18 protein-coding genes are annotated in these 18,244 nt (G+C 73.5%); 2 read left to right on the top strand and 16 right to left on the bottom strand.

Annotation, left to right across the window (positions count from 1 at the left end):
• Positions 1–18: 18 nt before the first annotated feature.
• Positions 19–1,014, bottom strand: a complete 996-nt coding sequence (locus ACIG87_RS12010; protein ID WP_396850489.1) for a response regulator — start codon at positions 1,012–1,014, stop codon at positions 19–21.
• Complete coding sequence (rpe, locus tag ACIG87_RS12005; protein ID WP_396850487.1) at positions 980–1,660, bottom strand: ribulose-phosphate 3-epimerase; 681 nt, start codon at positions 1,658–1,660, stop codon at positions 980–982. Before rpe ends, ACIG87_RS12010 begins: the two co-directional genes overlap by 35 nt.
• Positions 1,661–1,918: 258 nt before the next feature.
• Here rpe and ACIG87_RS12000 point away from each other — a divergent pair, with 258 nt between their 5' ends.
• Both ACIG87_RS12000 and ACIG87_RS11995 read left to right on the top strand, forming a co-directional pair.
• Entirely contained in the window at positions 1,919–2,809 is an 891-nt protein-coding gene (locus ACIG87_RS12000) for a septum formation family protein (protein ID WP_396850485.1), read from the top strand.
• A gap of 113 nt (positions 2,810–2,922) precedes the next feature.
• Positions 2,923–3,813: a septum formation family protein gene (locus ACIG87_RS11995; protein ID WP_396850483.1), complete on the top strand. Its 891-nt coding sequence runs from the start codon at positions 2,923–2,925 to the stop codon at positions 3,811–3,813.
• A 133-nt stretch (positions 3,814–3,946) separates the two neighbouring features.
• On the opposite strand, the gene ACIG87_RS11990 is transcribed toward ACIG87_RS11995, so the two are convergent.
• The 14 genes from ACIG87_RS11990 to ACIG87_RS11925 all read right to left on the bottom strand — a co-directional run bounded on the left by ACIG87_RS11990 (position 3,947) and on the right by ACIG87_RS11925 (position 18,127).
• Positions 3,947–5,299, bottom strand: a complete 1,353-nt coding sequence (locus ACIG87_RS11990) for an RsmB/NOP family class I SAM-dependent RNA methyltransferase (RefSeq protein ID WP_396850568.1) — start codon at positions 5,297–5,299, stop codon at positions 3,947–3,949.
• Between the two features lie 269 nt (positions 5,300–5,568).
• Complete coding sequence (gene fmt, locus ACIG87_RS11985) at positions 5,569–6,495, bottom strand: methionyl-tRNA formyltransferase (protein WP_396850481.1); 927 nt, start codon at positions 6,493–6,495, stop codon at positions 5,569–5,571.
• A gap of 7 nt (positions 6,496–6,502) precedes the next feature.
• Positions 6,503–7,063 carry a peptide deformylase gene (def, locus tag ACIG87_RS11980; RefSeq protein WP_396850480.1) on the bottom strand — a complete coding sequence of 187 codons (561 nt, stop codon included), beginning with the start codon at positions 7,061–7,063 and terminating at the stop codon, positions 6,503–6,505.
• A gap of 42 nt (positions 7,064–7,105) precedes the next feature.
• On the bottom strand, positions 7,106–8,377 hold the full coding sequence (locus ACIG87_RS11975) for a cytochrome P450 (RefSeq protein WP_396850479.1): 1,272 nt from the start codon (positions 8,375–8,377) through the stop codon (positions 7,106–7,108).
• A 99-nt stretch (positions 8,378–8,476) separates the two neighbouring features.
• A complete protein-coding gene (locus ACIG87_RS11970; RefSeq protein ID WP_396850478.1) occupies positions 8,477–9,460 on the bottom strand; it encodes an AAA family ATPase in 984 nt (327 codons plus the stop codon).
• 191 nt (positions 9,461–9,651) lie between these two features.
• A complete protein-coding gene (locus ACIG87_RS11965) occupies positions 9,652–11,601 on the bottom strand; it encodes a primosomal protein N' (protein WP_396850476.1) in 1,950 nt (649 codons plus the stop codon).
• A gap of 59 nt (positions 11,602–11,660) precedes the next feature.
• The gene (gene metK, locus ACIG87_RS11960; protein WP_396850474.1) at positions 11,661–12,854 is read right to left on the bottom strand and encodes a methionine adenosyltransferase; all 1,194 of its coding nucleotides are present in this window, start codon (positions 12,852–12,854) and stop codon (positions 11,661–11,663) included.
• 89 nt (positions 12,855–12,943) lie between these two features.
• Positions 12,944–14,152 (bottom strand): bifunctional phosphopantothenoylcysteine decarboxylase/phosphopantothenate--cysteine ligase CoaBC, encoded by a 1,209-nt coding sequence (gene coaBC, locus ACIG87_RS11955; RefSeq protein WP_396850472.1) that lies wholly within the window; start codon positions 14,150–14,152, stop codon positions 12,944–12,946.
• A 14-nt stretch (positions 14,153–14,166) separates the two neighbouring features.
• Complete coding sequence (gene rpoZ / locus ACIG87_RS11950) at positions 14,167–14,430, bottom strand: DNA-directed RNA polymerase subunit omega (protein ID WP_007075826.1); 264 nt, start codon at positions 14,428–14,430, stop codon at positions 14,167–14,169.
• Positions 14,431–14,536: 106 nt separating this feature from the next.
• Positions 14,537–15,037 carry a guanylate kinase gene (locus ACIG87_RS11945; protein ID WP_396850470.1) on the bottom strand — a complete coding sequence of 167 codons (501 nt, stop codon included), beginning with the start codon at positions 15,035–15,037 and terminating at the stop codon, positions 14,537–14,539.
• A gap of 25 nt (positions 15,038–15,062) precedes the next feature.
• Positions 15,063–15,380, bottom strand: a complete 318-nt coding sequence (gene mihF / locus ACIG87_RS11940; protein ID WP_396850468.1) for an integration host factor, actinobacterial type — start codon at positions 15,378–15,380, stop codon at positions 15,063–15,065.
• A 174-nt stretch (positions 15,381–15,554) separates the two neighbouring features.
• The gene (gene pyrF, locus ACIG87_RS11935; RefSeq protein WP_396850567.1) at positions 15,555–16,394 is read right to left on the bottom strand and encodes an orotidine-5'-phosphate decarboxylase; all 840 of its coding nucleotides are present in this window, start codon (positions 16,392–16,394) and stop codon (positions 15,555–15,557) included.
• A gap of 54 nt (positions 16,395–16,448) precedes the next feature.
• The gene (locus ACIG87_RS11930) at positions 16,449–17,078 is read right to left on the bottom strand and encodes a hypothetical protein (RefSeq protein ID WP_396850466.1); all 630 of its coding nucleotides are present in this window, start codon (positions 17,076–17,078) and stop codon (positions 16,449–16,451) included.
• The gene (locus tag ACIG87_RS11925; protein WP_396850566.1) at positions 17,075–18,127 is read right to left on the bottom strand and encodes a quinone-dependent dihydroorotate dehydrogenase; all 1,053 of its coding nucleotides are present in this window, start codon (positions 18,125–18,127) and stop codon (positions 17,075–17,077) included. Before ACIG87_RS11925 ends, ACIG87_RS11930 begins: the two co-directional genes overlap by 4 nt.
• Positions 18,128–18,244: the final 117 nt, after the last annotated feature.

Below are 18,244 nucleotides of genomic sequence, written 5' to 3'. Positions count from 1 at the left end.
CACCTCCAGCGTGCTACTTCACACCCCGCCGGCACGTCGGCGGTCCACCGCGACGTATGAACCCGGTTGGCTCTTGGCGACCGTTTTCATCTCGCTGGCGCTGGCGATGGCGTCCAGTGGGTCGGCGAAGCGCTTCCTGGCGTCCGAGAGCGAGACGCCGATGGAGAGCGTGACCAGGGCAGCTCGCCGGATGTTGCCCCGGCGGTCCTTCAACTCGACGAAACCGCGCTCCCGGTCGGTCGGGTCGTAGAGGGTGTCGGCGGACTTCTCGAAGTCGACCACGGCCCGCGAGGTCAGCGGGCGGATCTGCTCGGGGGCGCAGACGATCACGAAGTCGTCTCCGCCGACGTGGCCGAGAAAGGCCGGCGGCAGCCCGATCGCGACCACCGCCCGGTGCAGGCTACGGGCCAGCGCCGAGATGAACTCGTCGCCCCGGACGAAGCCGTACCGGTCGTTGACGCTCTTGAACCGGTCGATGTCGATGTAGCCGACGGCGTAGTCCACGCCGCTGCGTACCCGGTCGCTGATCTCCCGGCGGATCCGGCTGTTGCCGGGCAGGCCGGTCAGCGGGGAGACCTCGCGGAACTCCTTGTTGCGGCGCAGCGTGGAGCTGACCCGGGCCACCAGTTCGGCGGTGTCGAAGGGCTTGACCAGGTAGTCGTCGGCACCGGCGCTGAGCCCGTGGACCTTGTCCACGGTCATTCCCTTGGCGGTCAACATGATCACCGGCAGCGCCGAGGTGATCGGGTTGGCGCGCAGCCGGCGGGTCAGTTCCAGGCCGTCGATGCGCGGCATCATCAGGTCCACCACCGCCAGGTCCGGCCGGTGCCGCTCGATCATGTCGAGGGCCTCCTGGCCGTCACCGGCATGCAGCACCTCGAAGCCGTGCAACCGCAGGTTGAACTCGACGAAGCGGGCGATGTCCTCGTCGTCGTCGACGACCAGGATCAGGTCGGGACGGTCACCGGCGGGCTCCACCTCAGGCCCCGGGGACCGCGCGCTCCGCGAGCCCACGCAGGCGGCGGACCGCCTCGGCCGGGTCGGCTGCCCCGTACACGGCGGTGCCGGCGACGAAGGCGTCCGCGCCGGCCGCCGCGGCCTGCTCGATGGTGTCGGCGGCGATCCCGCCGTCCACCTCGATGCGCAGTTCCAGGTGGCCGCTGTCGACGTGCCGCCGGGCCGCCCGCACCTTGTCCAGCAGTTGCGGGATGAACCGTTGCCCACCGAAGCCGGCCTTGATCGTCATGATCAGCAGGGTGTCGAAGCTGGGCAGCAGCTCCAGGTACGGCTCGATCGGGGTGTCCCGGTCGATGGCCAGCCCGGCCTTGGCGCCGGCCGAGCGGAGTTCCTTGGCGAGCGCGACCGGGTCGTCGCACGCCTCGGCGTGGAAGGTGACGTTGTACGCGCCGGCGTCGGCGTAGCCGGGGGCCCACCGCCGCGGGTCGGTGATCATGAGGTGCACGTCGAACGGGAGCTGGGTCACCGACCGCAGGCTCTGCACCACCGGCAGGCCGATGGTGAGGTTGGGGACGAAGTGGTTGTCCATCACGTCGACGTGCAGCCAGTCCGCAGCGCCCTCGACGGCGCGGACTTCATCGGCGAGGCGGGCGAAATCGGCGGCGAGGATGCTGGGCGCGATGATCGACGGCGGTACGGTCACGGGGCAAGTGTACGAACGCGGCCGTCCGCCGCGGACAGCACGGCACCATGAGCGACACCTTGTGACCCATACGTGACGCACAGTGCATAATCAGCTCCCTTCGGGCCGAGATCGGGACGAAGAGCCAGCCGTGACTGGCCGAACGACCCCGACACGGCAACACTCCATCCGGGACGGTCACGTATGCTGCTCGCCCGGCGGCGGGCAACGCCACGCGGGGCGCGGCGACGGACCGTCATCTCCCGGAAAGGGCGGACGATGCGACGGTGGCTCGTGACGCTGGCGCTGGCCGGCGCGGTGACGGTGGCGCTCGGCGGCTGCGTGCCGCAGCACAGCGCCGACGGTGACCTGCTCGACGACTGGCCGGTGCTGCCGGTGGCCCAGTCGTTCGTGCCCGCCACCGACGCCTGCCTGCCCCGGATAACCCCGGTGGTACAGGCCGGCACCTACGAACTGGTGGACTGTGCGCGCAGCCACCTGGCCGAGGCCATCCACGTCGGCACCTTCACCGGCGCGGTGGTCCGGGGTGACCGGCCCGAGCCGGGGTCCGCCGCGCTGCGACCCGCCCGCACCGAGTGCGACCAGCGGGCCCGGGACGTGCTCGGCGGCGACTGGCACTCCGCCCGGCTCACCATGAACATCGCGCTGCCGTCCAACTCGGCCTGGAACAGCGGCGCCCGCTGGTTCCGGTGCGACCTCAGCGAGACCGACAGCATCGACAACACCCGGCCGGTGAACCGCGTCGGCAGCCTGCGGGGGGCGATGATCGGCGACAACCCGCTCAGCCACCGCTGTTTCGATCCCAAGCTGATCGGCAACAACCTCAACTACATGGCGCCGGTGCTCTGCTCCGAGCCGCACCGCGCCGAGTTCGTCGGCGTCTACCTGGAGCGCAGCGACCTCAGCTGGGCCGAGTTCGGTCGCGCCAACCAGCGGGTGCACCGGCGTTGCATGGCGCTGATCGCCGGCTTCGCCGAGGTGCCCAACAACAGCGACCTGCCGTACCGGGCCGGGTCCATCTTCTATCCTCCGTCGCAGCGTGAGTGGGAGGAGGGCGACCGGGGAATCCGTTGCTTCCTGTGGAGCGACGACCGGAAGCTGACCCGCTCGATGCGCGGCGCCGGCCCGAAGGGTCTGCCCGCGATCTGAGCCCGGGTGCCGTAAGCTGCCGCACCGTGACGTAGAGCAACAGCGCGATCCGGCCGGTCTCCGGGCCCGCGACGAGCCGACACCGCGCTGGCGACGAGCGAGGGACGGGTGTGATGCGGCGGTGGTGGACGGCGCTCGCCGCGGGCGGCGTGACGGCCCTGGCGTTGGGCGGCTGCGCCACCCCGGCCGGGATCGACCGTGACCTGACCGACGAGTGGCCTGCGCTGGCCACCCCGCAGGTCTTCGTCCCCACCGAGGGCGCCTGCCACGCCGGGGTGCAGGACGTCGGCTACCTCAGCGGCTGGAATCCCGTCGACTGCGCCGGGACGCACCACACCGAGACGATGCACGTGGGCACCCTGACCGGGGCACCTGCCCGGCAGACCGCTCCCCCGGCAGCCGGTTCACCCGCCGTCCGGACGGCTCACGCCGAGTGCGACCGGGAGGTACGCCGGGAGATCGGCACGGACTGGCGGGCCGGCCGGCTCGGCCTGACCGTCGTCTTCCCCTCCCCGCAGGGCTGGGCCGGCGGGGCCCGCTGGTTCCGCTGCGAGCTCGGCGAGGTCCGAAGCATCGACGAGCCGGGGATCCGCCCGCGCACCGGGAGCCTGCGGGGAGCTCTGGCCGACGACACCGACCTGAAGCTCGGCTGCTTCAACCCGAAGGTCGCCCGGGACGACGTCCAGGCGATGACCCCGGTCTCCTGCACCGCCCGGCACCACGCCGAGTTCGTCGGGGTGTGGCAGGCCCCGGACGTCAGCTATGCCGAGTTCCAGCGCTCCGGCGACCGGACCCACCGGGGCTGTCTCGGCCTGATCGCCCGGCACACCGGCGTGCCGAACGACGGCAACCTGAAGTTCCGGGCCGGCTCGATCTACTACCACCCGTTCGAGCGGGAGTGGCGCAGCGGCAACCGTGGGGTCCAGTGCTTCCTCTGGCTCAGCGACCGCACCCTCACCCGCTCCCTCAAGAACGCCGGCCCCCACTCCCTCCCCCTCCGCTAACACCCCTCCCCTCCTCCCCCTCCTCCCCCTCTCCGGGGTTGATCAAGAGGTTTACGTCATCCGCCAGCGCGATACTGACGTAAACCTCTTGATCACCGGGGGGTGAGTGGGTGGGGCCAGGTGGGGGTGGGGGTTAGCCTCGGCGGAGGACGGCGAGGAACATGGCGTCGGTGCCGTGGCGGTGGGGCCAGAGTTGCACCGTGGGGCCGTCGCCCAGGCCGGGCATGCCGGGCGGCAGCAGCGTACGGGCGTCGACGAAGTCCGCCGGCACCCCGGCGCGGCGGGCCGCCTCGGTGACCGTCACGTGCGTCTCCACGGTGTGCGGGGAGCAGGTGACGTAGGCGACGAGGCCACCCGGACGGGCCGCCCGCAGTGCGGCGGTGAGCAGTTCCCGCTGCAGCCGGGTCAGCGGTGGCAGGTCCGACGGCTGCCGCCGCCAGCGCGACTCCGGCCGGCGACGCAGCGAACCCAGCCCCGTGCACGGGGCGTCGACCAGCACCCGGTCGAAGTGCGCCTCCGGCAGCTTCGGGTCCGCCCCGACGGTACGGCCGTCGGCGTGCAGCACGTTCACCGGCAACCCCCGGGTCGCCTGTTCGACCAGCCGGGCCCGGTGCTCGGCGATTTCCACCGCGGTCACCCGGGCGCCCCGCTGCGCGGCGAGCGCACCGAGCAGGCCGGACTTGCCACCGGGGCCGGCGCACAGGTCCAGCCAGCGGCCGTCGGGGCCGTCGAGCGGGGCCACTGCCAGCGCGTTCGCCACCAGCTGGGAGCCCTCGTCCTGCACGTGCGCCCGGCCGTCGGCCAATGCCGGCAGGTCACCGGGGGCACCCCCACCCAGATAGACCGCGTACGGGGAGAACGCGCCCGGGGCACCGCCGACCTCGTCGGCCAGCTCGACCGGGTCCGCCCGGCCGGGACGGGCGCACAGGTGCACCGGCGGGCGCTCGTTGTCCTCGATCAACAGACGGGTGGTCTCGCCCAGGTCACCGCCGAGGGCATCGGCGAAGGCCCGCACGATCCACTGCGGGTGGCTGTAGGTCACGGCCAGGTGGCCGATCGGGTCGGCCGTCATCGACGGGGCGAGCTTTGCCACCCAGGCGTCGAGATCCTGGCCGGCCACCTCGCGCAGCACCGCGTTGGCGAAACCGGTGGCGCCCGGCCCGACCGCCCGGACCAGGTCCACCGTGGACGACACGGCGGCGTGCGCCGGTACCCGGGTGTGCAGCAGCTGGTACGCCCCGAGCCGCAGCGCGTCGCGCACGGGCGGGTCGATCCGCTCGACGTCCCGGCCAGCCGCGGCGGTGAGGATCGTGTCCAGGGTGCCGAGCTGGCGCAGGGTTCCGTAGGTCAGCTCGGTGGCGAAGGCGGCATCCCGCCCGGTCAGCCCCTCCTCGCGGAGCATCGCCGGCAGCACCAGGTTGGCGTACGCGTCGTCGCGGTGCACCGCCGCGACCGCCTGGTACGCCGCGTACCGGGGCCGGTCCACCGCCGGCCGGACCGGCCGGCCGGGTCGCCCGTCCCGCCGGTCGGCCCCGCCCCGCTCACCCCACCCGCCGGAGCGGGCGGGCCGGTCACCCCGGTAGCCACCGACGGGCCGCTCGGACCGCCGGTCGTCACCGCGCCGCTCGGACGGCCGAGCGTCGGCAGGAGGCTCGGACCGCCGGTCGGCGGCAGGAGGCTCGGACCGCCGGTCGGCGGTGGGGGCAGCCGGACCCCGGTCGTCGGCAGGGCGCTCGGGCCGTTGCGTCGGCCCGGTCACGCGAGTTCCTCCCCGGCACCGGCCCGGACGCCGCGCGCCCAGTCGGTCGCCGGCATGGCCTTCTTGCCCGCCGCCCGTACCTCACCGAGCTGCACCGGCACGGTCGCCGTGCCGGCCAACACGCGGGACTTCTCCACCAGCAGTTCTCCAGGCTTCAGATCGGGGCCGTTGCCGACCGGGGTCACCGGGCCGAGCTTGACCCGGTCGCCCCGGAAGGTCGTCCACGGGCCGGGTGCCGGGGTGCAGGCGCGGACCCGCCGGTCCACCGCGAAGGCGGGGTCGGTCCAGCGCACCCGGGCGTCGTCCACGGTCAGCTTCGGGGCCAGCGAGACCCCGTCGGCGGGCTGCGGCTCGGCTCGGGCGGTGCCCGCCCCGATCGCGTCCAGGACGGCCACCAGCAGCCCGGCGCCGGAGTGGGCGAGCCGCTCCAGCAGGTCGCCGGAGGTGTCGGTGGGGCGGATCTCGTCGGTGAGCGTGCCGTAGACCGGGCCGGTGTCCAGCCCCTGTTCCAGCTGGAAGACGCTGGCCCCGGTCAGCTCGTCGCCGTGCAGCACCGCGTGCTGCACGGGGGCCGCGCCCCGCCATGCGGGCAGCAACGAGAAGTGCAGGTTGACCCAGCCGAACCGGGGGATCTCCAGCGCCGCCGGGGGCACCAGCGCGCCGTAGGCGACCACCGGCACGCAGTCGGGCGCCAGGGCACCGAGCCGGTCGAGGAACTCGGGCTCCCGGGGCCGGGCCGGAGTGAGCACCTCGATGCCGTGCTCGTCGGCCCAGGCGCCGACGGGTGAGCGGACCACACCCCGGCCCCGGCCGGCGGGCGCGTCGGGGCGGGTCACCACGGCCACCAACTCGTGCCCGGAGGCGTGCACGGCGGCCAGGGCCGGGACGGCGACAGCCGGCGTACCGGCGAAGATCAGACGCATCGGCGGGTCACCGGCCCAGACCGAAAGGGCTGCCGGCGGCGTGCGGGCTGACCTTGACCGTCGGCGGGGCGGCTTCGTCGTACCAGTCGGCCTGGCGGATCGCCTTCATGGCCTCCTTGCGCCCGGCCGGGTCCAGCCGGTCCAGGAAGAGCACCCCGTCGAGGTGGTCGGTCTCGTGCTGGACACAGCGGGCCATCAGCCCGGTGCCGACGATCTGCAACGGGTCGCCGTAGCCGTTGAAGCCCTTGGCGATCACGTTCTGTCGGCGCCTGGTGTCGAAGTACAGCCCGGGAATCGACAGACAGCCCTCCGGGCCGTCCTGCTCCTCGGCGTCGGGGAACTCCAGCACCGGGTTGACCAGGTGGCCGAGCACGTCGTCCACCTCGAAGGCGAAGACCCGCAGGCCCACGCCGAGCTGGGGCGCGGCCAGCCCGGCGCCGCCGCGGTCGCGCATCGTGTCGGTGAGGTCGGCGATGAGCTTACGCAGCTCGACGTCGAAGTCGACGACCGGATCGGCCGGCGTGCGCAGCACCGGGTCCCCGAACAGACGGATGGGCTGGACGGTCACGCGGGGTGGCTCCTTCGTTGGACGGCGTGGTGCCGTACCAGTCTACGGAGTGCCGAGGGTGGTACCGGCCGGCCTACCGCGATGCGCCGACCCGGAGGCGGTGTCCGTGGTCACCGGCAGGGTGTCGAAGCCGCGCAGGGTGAGCCGGGTGCGCCGCTCCGGCCGACCGGCGCGGGCCAGTCCGGGCAGTCGGCGCAGCAACAGCGGGAAGGCCAGCTGCGCCTCCAGCCGGGCCAGCCCGGCGCCGAGGCAGTAGTGCGGGCCGGCGCCGAAGGAGAGTGGGTGCACCGACGGCCGCCACGGGTCGAACCGCTCCGGCTCCGGGTACCGGCGCGGATCCCGGTTGGCGGCCCCGAGCAGCAGCAGTATCCAGCTCCCTGCCGGCAGGTCGACCCCGCCGCAGGTCGTGGCGGCGGCGCTGACCCGGGTGGTGAGCTGCACCGGGGAGTCGATGCGCAGCAGCTCCTCCACGTAACCGGGGGCGAACTCGGGGTGCTCGCGCAGGGCGGCGGCCTGGCGGGGGTGGTCGAGCAGGACGACGAGCCCGTTGCCGAGCAGGTTGGTGGTCGTCTCGAAGCCGGCCACCAGCAGCACCACCAGGTTGGCCAGCAGCTCGTCGGCGGTGAGCCGGTCGCCGTCAGCGTCGTGTGCCTGGACCAGATCGGTGGTCAGGTCGTCGGCGGGCCTGCGGCGGCGGGCCCGGATCAGTTCGGCGAAGTAGCCACGCAGCTCCGTCGCGCCCCGGTCGGCCACCACCAGCTCCGCCGGGGTGATCTCCGGTTCGAGCACCCCGGTCAGGTCGGCGGCCCAGCGGCGGAACAGCGGTCGGTCGGCCGCCGGGACGCCGAGCAGCGCGCAGATCACCCCGACCGGCAACGGGTACGCGAAGGACTGCATGAAGTCGACCGGCGTCCCCGCCCGCCCGTCGTCGATCATCCGGTCGACGAGCTGGTCGGCCTGCGCCTCGACGACCTCCCGCAGGACGGCGATCCGGCGCGGGGTGAACGCCCCCGCCACGAGCCGACGCATCCGGCTGTGGTCCGGCGGGTTGGTACGCAGCATCGACCGGGAGATCGACACCATCGCCGGGCTGCCCTGCCAGCCGGGCAGGAACTGGTCGCGCAGCACGTCGTCGAGCACCCCGAAGCGGGGGTCGCGGAGCATCTCGTCGGCTTCGGCGTAGCCGGTGACCACGAAGAACACCGGCCCGGCCCGGACCACCGGGCCGGCCGCCCGCAACCGCTCGTAGGTGGGGTACGGGTCGACCCGCCCGGGTGGGGACATCAGCACGCTCAGCGCCTCGGCAGCGTCCACGTACGGCCTCCCGCGTCGACATGTCGGAAGGTCCCATCATGCGGCGTCCGGCGCCGTGCCCGCGACCCCCTCCGGCCCCGGTGGAGGTGCGGGCCGGGATCAGGCGCCGGCTCCGGGCTCCCCGGCCAGCACCGCGTCCCCGCCGAGCAGCGCGTGCGCGGGCAGCGGGAGCCGGGTGCCGTGGGCGGCCTCCCAGTCGTGGACGAGGCTCGGGCGGACCTGGGCGGCGAAGTAGTCGACCGCGCTCGTCCCCCCGACGACCGGCTCGTCCACCTCGGCCACCAGCTGCGCCGGCACCAGCGGGAAGCCGTTGCGCAGGGCGGCACTGAGCCGGCGATGCCCGTCGACGACGAAGAAGTACTCGCCGGTGAAGCCGATCCGCAGCGGTTCGAGGGCCTCGTCACCGGCCGCCGCCAACTGGTCGACGAACTCGGACTCCCCGAGCCCGCGCAGGGTGGCGACGTCCTCGGTCGGGTAGACCCGGGCCGGGTCCAGCAGCAGCAGCGGTGGGGCGTCGCGCAGCACGTCGGCACCGAGCCGGCCCTCGTACGCGTCGACGATGTGCGTGATGACCTCGTCGGCGGCGGCCCGGGTGGTGTCACAGACCAGGTCGTAGTTGCGCAGCCGGGCCTTGTCGACGCCGTACCGGAGGATGAACCGGTGGCGCTCGCTCTCGCTGCGTTCGCGGAGCTTGGCCTCCGCCTCCTCCAGGGAGGTGTAGCTCTCGGCGGGGCCGGAGGGGCGCAGCAGCACCCGGCGGGCCGCCTCGGCCGGCTCGGTGATCATGTGCACCTTGAGCGCGTCGGTGAAGAAGTGCCAGGCCAGCCGGGAGTCCATCACGAGGGACTCGCCGGAGGCGGCGATGTCGCGCTGGAGCTGGTCGACGTAGCCGTCGACGGCCTGGTCCAGCTCGGCGTGCAGGTTGAGCTGGAGCGCGGTCATCTGCCGCTCCTGCGCCATCTGCCGGTAGAGATCACCGACGCTGACCCGGCGCAGGCCCAGCCGCTTGGCGATCTCGACGGAGACGGTGCTCTTGCCGCTACCGAGGTCACCGTTGAAGACGATCGACTGACGAACGGTCACGACTGGTCCACCCCTGCTCACCGGCTGCTTGAGATCATCGATCTGGCGTCGGTTCGACGCGCTCCCGCGTTCGTCGCGCCATCCGTGCGCCCGGGCATGACGGGCGATGCTATCACGCGTAACTCCGCCGTCCGCCGTACCCGTTGTGCGACGGACGGCTGGCCAGGCGGCCGGCGAAACTGATCAGTGACTCAGAACAGGCTGAGCGGATCGACCTGGAGGCGGACCGGATCGGCGGACCGGCGGGCGCTGCGTACCCCGGCGGCGGTGTGCAGCGCCTCGGCCAGCGCGGCGGCCCGCGACCGGGGCACCCGGACCAGCATCCGTTCCCGGTCCTGGTCGGCGGGGACCGGGCCGAGCACCTCCGCCCCGTCGGGCAGCCGGGCCTGTGCCAGCAGGTCGGCCACCGCGTCCGCGCCGCCGGTGACGCTGGCCATCTTCACCGCCGGTGGGAAACCCAGCTCCCGGCGCTCGGCCAACTCCCGGGCGGCGAACCAGGCCGGATCCCAGCGCAGCAACGCCTGCACCGGGGCGAGCGCGCCGTCGGCGACCACCACCACCTTCCCGCCGGCCGGGGCGGGCCGGGCCAGGGCCGCGGCGGAGAGCCACCGCCGCAGGGTCTCCTCGCCGGCCCGCAGGTCGGCCCGGGTGAGCAGGGCCCAGGAGTCCAGCAGCAGGACCGCGCCGTACCCGCCCTCGGCCACCGGCTCGGCACCAGGAGTGGCGATCACCAGCCCGGCACCGTCCGGGACGTCGGCCAGCACCTCGTCGCGGCCGGAGGTGCGCACCGGCACACCCGGAAAGGCCCGGCCCAGTTCCTCGGCGGTCCGGCGGGCGCCGGTGACCGCCGCCCGCAGCCGCCGCCCGCCGCACTGCGGGCAGGCGTACGCGGCGGTGACCCGGCCGCACCACCGGCAGGCGGGCGGGGCGTCGGCGGCGCGCAGCGCCAGGGGGCCGGCGCAGTGCGGGCAGCGGGCCGGGATCCGGCAGTCGGCGCAGGAGACCGAGGGCAGGTAGCCCCGGCGGGGCACCTGGACCAGCACCGGCGCGTCCGCGCGCAGGGTATCCCGGGCGGTGGTCCAGGCCAGACTGGGCAACCGGGCCGTCGCGGCACCCGGGTCGCGGGCCAGCTGCGGGTCGTCACCGGTCGGGGCGATGGCCGGGGTACGCGCCCGCAGGGTCGCCCGGTCGGCGACCACCTCGCGGGCCCACCCGGTCTCCACCAGCAGCTGCCCCTCCGCGGTCCGGGTCCAGCCGCCGACCAGCGCGGCGGCGTCGGCGAGCCGGGCCCGGGTGAGCAGCACCTCCCGGGCGTGCGGGTAGGGCGCCCGCGGCTCGGCGTGCAGGTCGTCCCCGTCGTCCCAGATCGCCACCAGGCCGAGCCGCTCCACCGGGGCGAACATGGCGGCCCGGGTGCCGATCACCACCGGCACGTCACCCCGGCGGGCGGCCAGGAAGGCACGGTAGCGGCGGGCCGGGCCGAGCGCGGCGGAGAGGGTCACGTGCCGTCCGGGGCCGAGCAGGGCGGTCAGCGCCGCGTCGAGGCGGTCGAGGTCCCGGGCGTCGGCCACCACCACCACCGCGCCCCGCCCCCCGGCGACGGTGGCGGCGACCGCGTCGGCGTACCGGGCCGCCCAGTCCTCCCCGGCCAGCGCCGACCAGACGGCCCGGGGCGCCCGCCCGTCGGCGAGCGCCGTCAGGTACGCCGGTCCCGCCGGATAGTCCCGCCACCCACGCGGGTCGACCACGGCCCGGGTCGCCGGCGGGGCGGGGGTCGGATCAGGGGTGGCGGGCCCACCGGCCGGATCGGCGGCGGCACGGGGTTCCTTCTCGACCCGGGCGTGCCGGGGCGGGACGGCCAGCCGGAGCACGTCGGCGAGGTTGCCGGCGTACCGGTTGGCGACCGCCCGGGCCAGGTGGGCCACCTCCGCCGCCAGCACCGGCTCCGGGGAGACCACCTTCTCCAGGTACGCCAGCTTGCCGTCGTGCGTCGAGGCGTCGACGCGTTCCAGCAGCCACCCGTCGACCAGCTGGCCGGCGAAGCGGACCTTGACCCGGACCCCGGGGACCGCGTCGGCGTCCAGGCCGACGGGGACCAGGTAGTCGAAGGGGCGGTCGAGGTGCGGCAGCGGGACGTCCACGCAAACCCGAGCGACCGGCGACCCGTCCGCGGGTCGCCGGTCGTTGGGCGTGGTACCGGTCAGGCTCCCGCTACCGACTTCAGGTCGGCGGCCCGGTCGGTGTTCTCCCAGGTCAGCTCCGGCAGCTCACGGCCGAAGTGGCCGTAGGCGGCGGTCTGCCGGTAGATCGGGCGGAGCAGGTTGAGGTCCCGGATGATGGCCGCCGGGCGCAGGTCGAAGACCTCGCCTACCGCCTTCTCGATCGCGGCCACCGGCACGGTCTCGGTGCCGAAGGTCTCGATGAAGAGGCTGACCGGGTGGGCCTTGCCGATCGCGTACGCGACCTGCGCCTCGCAGCGCTCGGCCAGGCCGGCGGCGACCACGTTCTTGGCCACCCAGCGCATCGCGTACGCGGCGGAGCGGTCCACCTTGGACGGGTCCTTGCCGGAGAACGCGCCGCCACCGTGCCGGGCGTACCCGCCGTAGGTGTCGACGATGATCTTCCGGCCGGTCAGGCCGGCGTCACCCATCGGGCCACCGATCTCGAACCGGCCGGTCGGGTTGACCAGCAGCCGGTAGCCCTCGGTGTCCAGGCCCAGGCTCTCCAGCTCCGGGGCGATGACGTGGTCACGCACGTCCGGGGTGAGCAGCGAGTCCAGCGAGATGTCCGCGGCGTGCTGGCTGGACACCACGACGGTGTTCAGCCGGACCGGGCGCAGGCCCTCGTACTCGATGGTGACCTGGGTCTTGCCGTCCGGCCGCAGGTACGGGATGGTCCCGTCCTTGCGCACCGCGGACAGCCGCCGGGCCAGCCGGTGTGCCAGTGCGATCGGCAGCGGCATCAGCTCCGGCGTCTCCGAGCAGGCGAAGCCGAACATCATGCCCTGGTCGCCGGCACCCTGCGCGTCCAGCGCGCTCTCCGACGCCCCGGTCCGCAGCTCGAAGGCGTTGTCGACACCCTGCGCGATGTCGGGCGACTGCGCGCCGATGGAGACGCTGACACCGCAGGAGGCGCCGTCGAAGCCCTTCTTCGACGAGTCGTACCCGATGCCGAGGATCGTTTCCCGGACGATGGTCGGGATGTCGGCGTACGCCTTGGTGGTCACCTCGCCGGCGACATGGACCTGACCTGTGGTGATCAGCGTCTCGACGGCGACGCGGCTGTGCGGGTCCTGGGTGAGCAGGGCGTCGAGGATCCCGTCGCTGATCTGGTCAGCGATCTTGTCCGGGTGGCCTTCCGTGACCGATTCGGACGTGAAGAGGCGGCGTGTCACGGCACTCCTAAGCTCTTTAGAAAATCGTTCCGCAGCAGTCTAGTCATCACGGTGCGCCACTCTCGACAGGGCGAGCCGGCATCCATCGTTCAGGACCGGGCGGGCCACCGGGCGAGGACGAGGTCCCAGACGCTGTCGGCCAGGTCCTCCTTGGCCTGCTCGGGAAGGTGGTGCACGGCACCGTCCGCACCGATCACGGTGGCCGCGTTGGTGTCGGCGCCGAAGACCTTGTCGACCCCGACCTCGTTGACGACCACGAGGTCGGCCCGTTTGCGGGCCAGTTTGGCCCGGCCGTTGGCCTCGGCGTCGCCGGTCTCGGCGGCGAACACCACCAGCACCTGCTCCGGACGGCGACGACGCCCCAGCTCGGCGGCGATGTCGGGGTTGGTGACGAGCGCGATGGTCGGCGCGCTGCCGTCGTCCGACTTCTTGATTTTGCCAGTCGCGTAGCTCGCCGGACGGAAATCGGCCGGAGCCGCCGCCATCACCACCGCGTCGGCGTCGTCGGCGGCGGTCAGGGTCGCCGTGCGCAGCTCCTCGGTGGTGCCCACCCGGACCAGGTCGACCCCGGCCGGGTCGGCCAGTGACACGTTCGCGGCGATCAGGGTGACCCGGGCGCCGCGGGCGACGGCCGCGCGGGCGAACGCGTAGCCCTGCTTGCCGGAGGACCGGTTGCCGAGGAACCGGACCGGGTCGAGGGGTTCCCGGGTGCCGCCCGCGGTGACCACCAGGTGCCGGCCGGCGAGGTCGGCGGGGGCGTCGACGCCTCGGGCGAGAGCCCGGCTGGCGACCGCGAAGATCTCGGCGGGTTCGGGTAGCCGCCCCTTGCCGCTGTCCGCGCCGGTGAGCCGACCGACGGCGGGCTCGATCACCCGGACGCCCCGGGCGCGCAGGGTGGCCACGTTCGCGACGGTGGCCGGGTGCTCCCACATCTCGGTGTGCATCGCCGGGGCGAGCACCACCGGGCAGCGCGCGGTGAGCAGGGTGTTGGTGAGCAGGTCGTCCGCGAGGCCGTGGGCGGCCTTGGCGAGCAGGTCCGCCGTGGTCGGCGCCACCACCACCAGGTCGGCGCGCTGGCCGAGCCGGACGTGCGGCACCTCGTGCACGTCGGACCAGACGTCGTCGGCGACCGGCTGGCCGGACAGCGCCGCCCAGGTCGGCGCCCCGACGAAGCGGAGCGCCGACGCGGTCGGCACGACCCGGACCCGGTGACCCGACTCCGTGAAGAGTCGCAGCAGCTCGCACGCCTTGTAGGCGGCAATGCCACCGCCGACTCCGAGCACGATCTCGGCGGACATCGGGGCTACGGGGGTTACGGCTGGTCGGTCGGCTCGGCGGTGAGCAGGCCCGCGTTGATCTCGCGCATGGCGATGGAGAGCGGCTTCTCCTGCGGGGTGGTCTCCACGAGCGGGCCGACGTACTCGAGCAGGCCCTCGCCGAGCTGGCTGTAGTAGGCGTTGACCTGACGCGCACGCTTGGCGGCGAAGATCACCAGCGCGTACTTCGAGGTGGTCTTCTCGAGAAGCTCGTCGATCGGCGGGTTGGTGATGCCCTCGGGGTTGGCGATGGATCCCACGAAATACCTCTGCGTCTGAAGTGTCCGCGCGAACGCGGCTGGTCGCTCGGCCGCGCGAACGCGACCGGCCGCTCGACCGCGGGTCTACGGCCGGACAGGAGCCAGATTAGGACGAACCGAGCAAGCCTACCAGCTCGGCGGTGGCGCGCTCGGTGAGGTCGTGCCGGACGGTGTGCCCGGCGAGGGCCATGACGGCCGGCTCCGGACGGTGTCCGGGCGGCAGCAGCAGCACCAGACGGGCCCCCGGCAGGGCCGCCCGTACGGCGAGCGCCCCGGGCAGGTCCAACGGGAGCAGTACCGGCCGCCCCCGCGCCAGTCGGTCGATCACCGGGGCGCGCGGGGTGCCCCGGCGGTACGGCCCGGCCCGGGACCACTCGAGCAGCTCGCCCGCGGCGATCATCCGATCGAATTCGGCCGGCTCCCGAAAGAGCCGGTCGACGCCGTCGGACTCGTCGGGGCGACGCGGCCGGGTGGTCACCGGAACCGGCACCCACACGGACGGCGAACGTGCCCGGACCGCCTCGACCACACCGCCCCGACCGACACCCGAAGGTCCGGTCAGGACGGTGAGCCGAGCCGCCGGGCACGCCTCGTCATCCGTGCTCACCGCTTGTTTCTACCTGCTGCGGCGTTCAGTTGGCGGCGAACTCTCCAAGCAGCGCCTTGCGCTGCTGCTCGCCCAGGCCACGCAGGCGGCGGCTGTCGGCGATCTTGAGCTTCTCCATGATCTGGGTGGCCCGGATCTTGCCGATACCCGGCATCGCCTGCAGCACGGCCGACACCTTGAGCTTGCCGACGACGTCGTCGGACTCGGCTCGCGCAAGGACTACGGCCAGGGTGGTCTTGCCCTGCTTGAGCTGCTCCTTCAGCTCAGCACGGGCCTTGCGGATCTCCGCGGCCTTTTCCAGCGCGGCAGCGCGCTGCTCGGGGGTCAGTGACGGGAGCGGCACCAGTTCTCCTCAGGTCCCTATCGCGGCGGGCGGAACGCACCGCCGCTCTGTGAAACGTGGTGTCGCTGGCAACCAAAGGGGTCCGTGGTTCCCAGCGCGGGGAAAACTAGCGTTCGGCGGAGCTTTCGGCAACGTGGACGCGCGATGATCAACGTAAAGTGACCGAGCCGTCAGTCAGTCACGGGCAGCCAGAATGTGCCGGCAGTCGGCTGCCGCGCGGTCCGCGGCGGCCCGCAACGCGTCGACGTCGGGGCCCGCCCCGAGCACCTCCCGGGAGTACGACGGCAGCACTGCGGACAGGCTCGAACCGAACACGACCGGTAGGTCCGCAGCCGTCGCGCCCTGTGCGCCGAGCCCCGGAGCGAGCAGTGGACCGTTGACCCGGGACAGGTCGTGACCGGTGTCGCCGATGGTCGCGCCGACCACCAATCCGAAACTCCCGAGCGGCTCGGCACCCCTGTTGAGCTGGGAAATCTCATCGATAACAAGCTGCGCGACGGTGCGCCCGCCGGAGGTGACGGCACGCTGCACCGCCGCCCCTTCGGGGTTCGAGGTGAGCGCTAACACGAACACTCCGCCACCGTGCGTGGCGGCCGACTCGAACATCGGCGCCAGTGAACCTACTCCCAGGTAGGGGCTCGCGGTGACCGCGTCGACATACAGCGGGCTGGATGGATCAAGGTACGCGGAGGCGTACGCCGCGACTGTCGAACCGATGTCACCGCGCTTGGCGTCGAGGAGAACGAGCGAGCCAGCCTCGCGCAACTGTCGGATAGTTGACTCAAGAATCGCCACTCCGCGGCTCCCGAATCGCTCGAAGAAGGCCGACTGGGGCTTGATCACCGCAACCCGGTCACCGAGCGCTTCCACGACGGTCCGGACGAACCGCTCCAGCCCGTCGACGTCGTCCGGCAGGCCCCAGCGCGCCAGCAACCCGGGATGCGGGTCGATGCCCACGCAGAGCGGCCCACGCTCCGCCACCGCCCGGTGCAACCGGGTTCCGAAGGTCTCCATCGATGCTCCTCTCGTCTCGTACTCCACTGACCGTGGCGGCGGTCGCCGTCCCGGTCAGGCCCTTGTCCATGCGGGTTCAGCCGACTCGACCGCGGCGGCGATCCCGGCCTCGCTCCGGGCCACGTCCGCGTCCCCGGTCGGGGACCGCCGCACGGTGTGCACCAGGTCGCGCAAGGGGCGGAGGCAGCCGCTCCGGGCCATCGCGGCGGCCGTCGTGGCCGCCACGTCCACCTCGTGGTCCAACTGCGCCCCGCCGAACGCGCCCCGCACCCGGACGTCCGCCACGCCCGGCACCCCCCGCAGCGGCTCCAGGACGGTCCGCAGCCCCGTACCCACCCGCGCGCCACCCCGGCGGCCCAGTCGCCGGCCGTAGCAGCCACAGGAGGGCGTTGACGACCACACCGGCCAACGGGTTGCCCATGGGTGTCGGGCCACGCGCGCGGCATCCGGTCGGCCGCCGATGTCCCGCCCCGGATGGCGGAAGCGCAGACCGGTGCCCCGCACCACCGGCTCCACGGTCACCGCGGCCAGCTCGCCGGCGGGCCGGGCGACGGCGTCGGTCAGCACGGGCCCCGTTGCTCTGCCGACGCAGCCGGGGGCCCGGGACGGTGGGACCGGGACGTCGCACCCCACCAGCACGGCGACGGGCACGACCGGGAACGCCGGGCGTACCCGTCGGCTCACCGGCCGCCCACCGCCCGCTCGCCCGTCGGCTCACCGGCCCCGGTCGAGACGCGGGCCGCGGCCCGGACCAGTGCCGGGCCCCGGTAGATGAAGCCGGTGTAGAGCTGGACCAGGCTGGCCCCGGCGTCGAACATCCGGGCGGCGTCGTCCGGGTCGAGGATGCCGCCGACGCCGATCACCGGGAGCCGGCCGCCGGTCTCCCGGTGGACGAAGGCGACCATCTCCCGGGCCCGCCCGGTCAACGGCCGGCCGGACAGACCACCGGTCTGCGCGCCGCGCTCCCGGTCTGCGGGGGCGAGGCCGTCGCGGGCCAGGGTGGTGTTGGTGGCGATCACCCCGGCCGCCCCTCGGGCCAGACAGACCTCCAGCAGTTCGGCCACGGCCGACTCGGTCAGGTCCGGGGCGATCTTCACCAGCACCGGCTTCTCCCCCACCAGCGCGGTCAGCAGGGCGTCCAGGTGGGCCCGGTCCTGCAACGACCGCAGCCCGGGGGTGTTCGGGGAGGACACGTTGACCGCGAAGTAGTCGCCGTGCCCGCGCAACGCCCGGTACGAGGCGAGGTAGTCCTCGACCGCCTCGTCCAACGGGGTCACCTTGGACTTGCCCAGCGAGATGCCCAGCGGCACCCCGAGCGGGCGGGGCAGCGCGGCCAGCCGGCCGGCGAGGGCCGCCGCACCGGCGTTGTTGAAGCCCATCCGGTTGATCACGGCCGCGCTGTCGGGCAGCCGGAACAGCCGCGGCCGGGGGTTGCCCGGCTGGGCGTGCGCGGTGACCGTACCCACCTCGACGAAGCCGAACCCCAGCGCCGGCCAGGCCGGCAGGGCCACCCCGTTCTTGTCCATCCCCGCCGCCAACCCCACCGGATTGGGGAACTCCACCCCGAACACGGTCCGGGGCGCCCGGTGCAGATGGCGGGCCCGCAGCAACGCCAACGCCGCCGGCCGCCGGGAGAGGGTCGCCAATCGACGCAACGTCCAGTCGTGCGCCGCCTCGGCGTCCCCACCCCCGATGCGGAACAGCAGCCCCCGAACCCCCTTCTCGAACATCACCACGCCCACCGCCCCACTCCCCACTCCCTCCCCACCGGCGGTCCGCCGGCATCTTCATCAGTGATCAAGAGGTTTACGTCACCGCACCCGCCGTTCCCTGACCAAAACCTCTTGATC

Source organism: Micromonospora sp. NPDC051925, assembly GCF_044548625.1.
Lineage (GTDB): Bacteria > Actinomycetota > Actinomycetes > Mycobacteriales > Micromonosporaceae > Micromonospora.
Note: the sequence above shows the minus strand (reverse complement) of the source record. Positions and strands in the feature narration are given on the sequence as shown.

Excerpts from the sequence above, each read along its gene's own strand:
- pyrF (WP_396850567.1), bottom strand. The coding sequence starts at position 16,394 with ATGGAGACCTTCGGAACCCGGTTGCACCGGGCGGTGGCGGAGCGTGGG.
- ACIG87_RS12000 (WP_396850485.1), top strand. The coding sequence starts at position 1,919 with ATGCGACGGTGGCTCGTGACGCTGGCGCTGGCCGGCGCGGTGACGGTG.
- fmt (WP_396850481.1), bottom strand. The coding sequence starts at position 6,495 with ATGCGTCTGATCTTCGCCGGTACGCCGGCTGTCGCCGTCCCGGCCCTG.
- coaBC (WP_396850472.1), bottom strand. The coding sequence starts at position 14,152 with ATGTCCGCCGAGATCGTGCTCGGAGTCGGCGGTGGCATTGCCGCCTAC.
- ACIG87_RS11995 (WP_396850483.1), top strand. The coding sequence starts at position 2,923 with ATGCGGCGGTGGTGGACGGCGCTCGCCGCGGGCGGCGTGACGGCCCTG.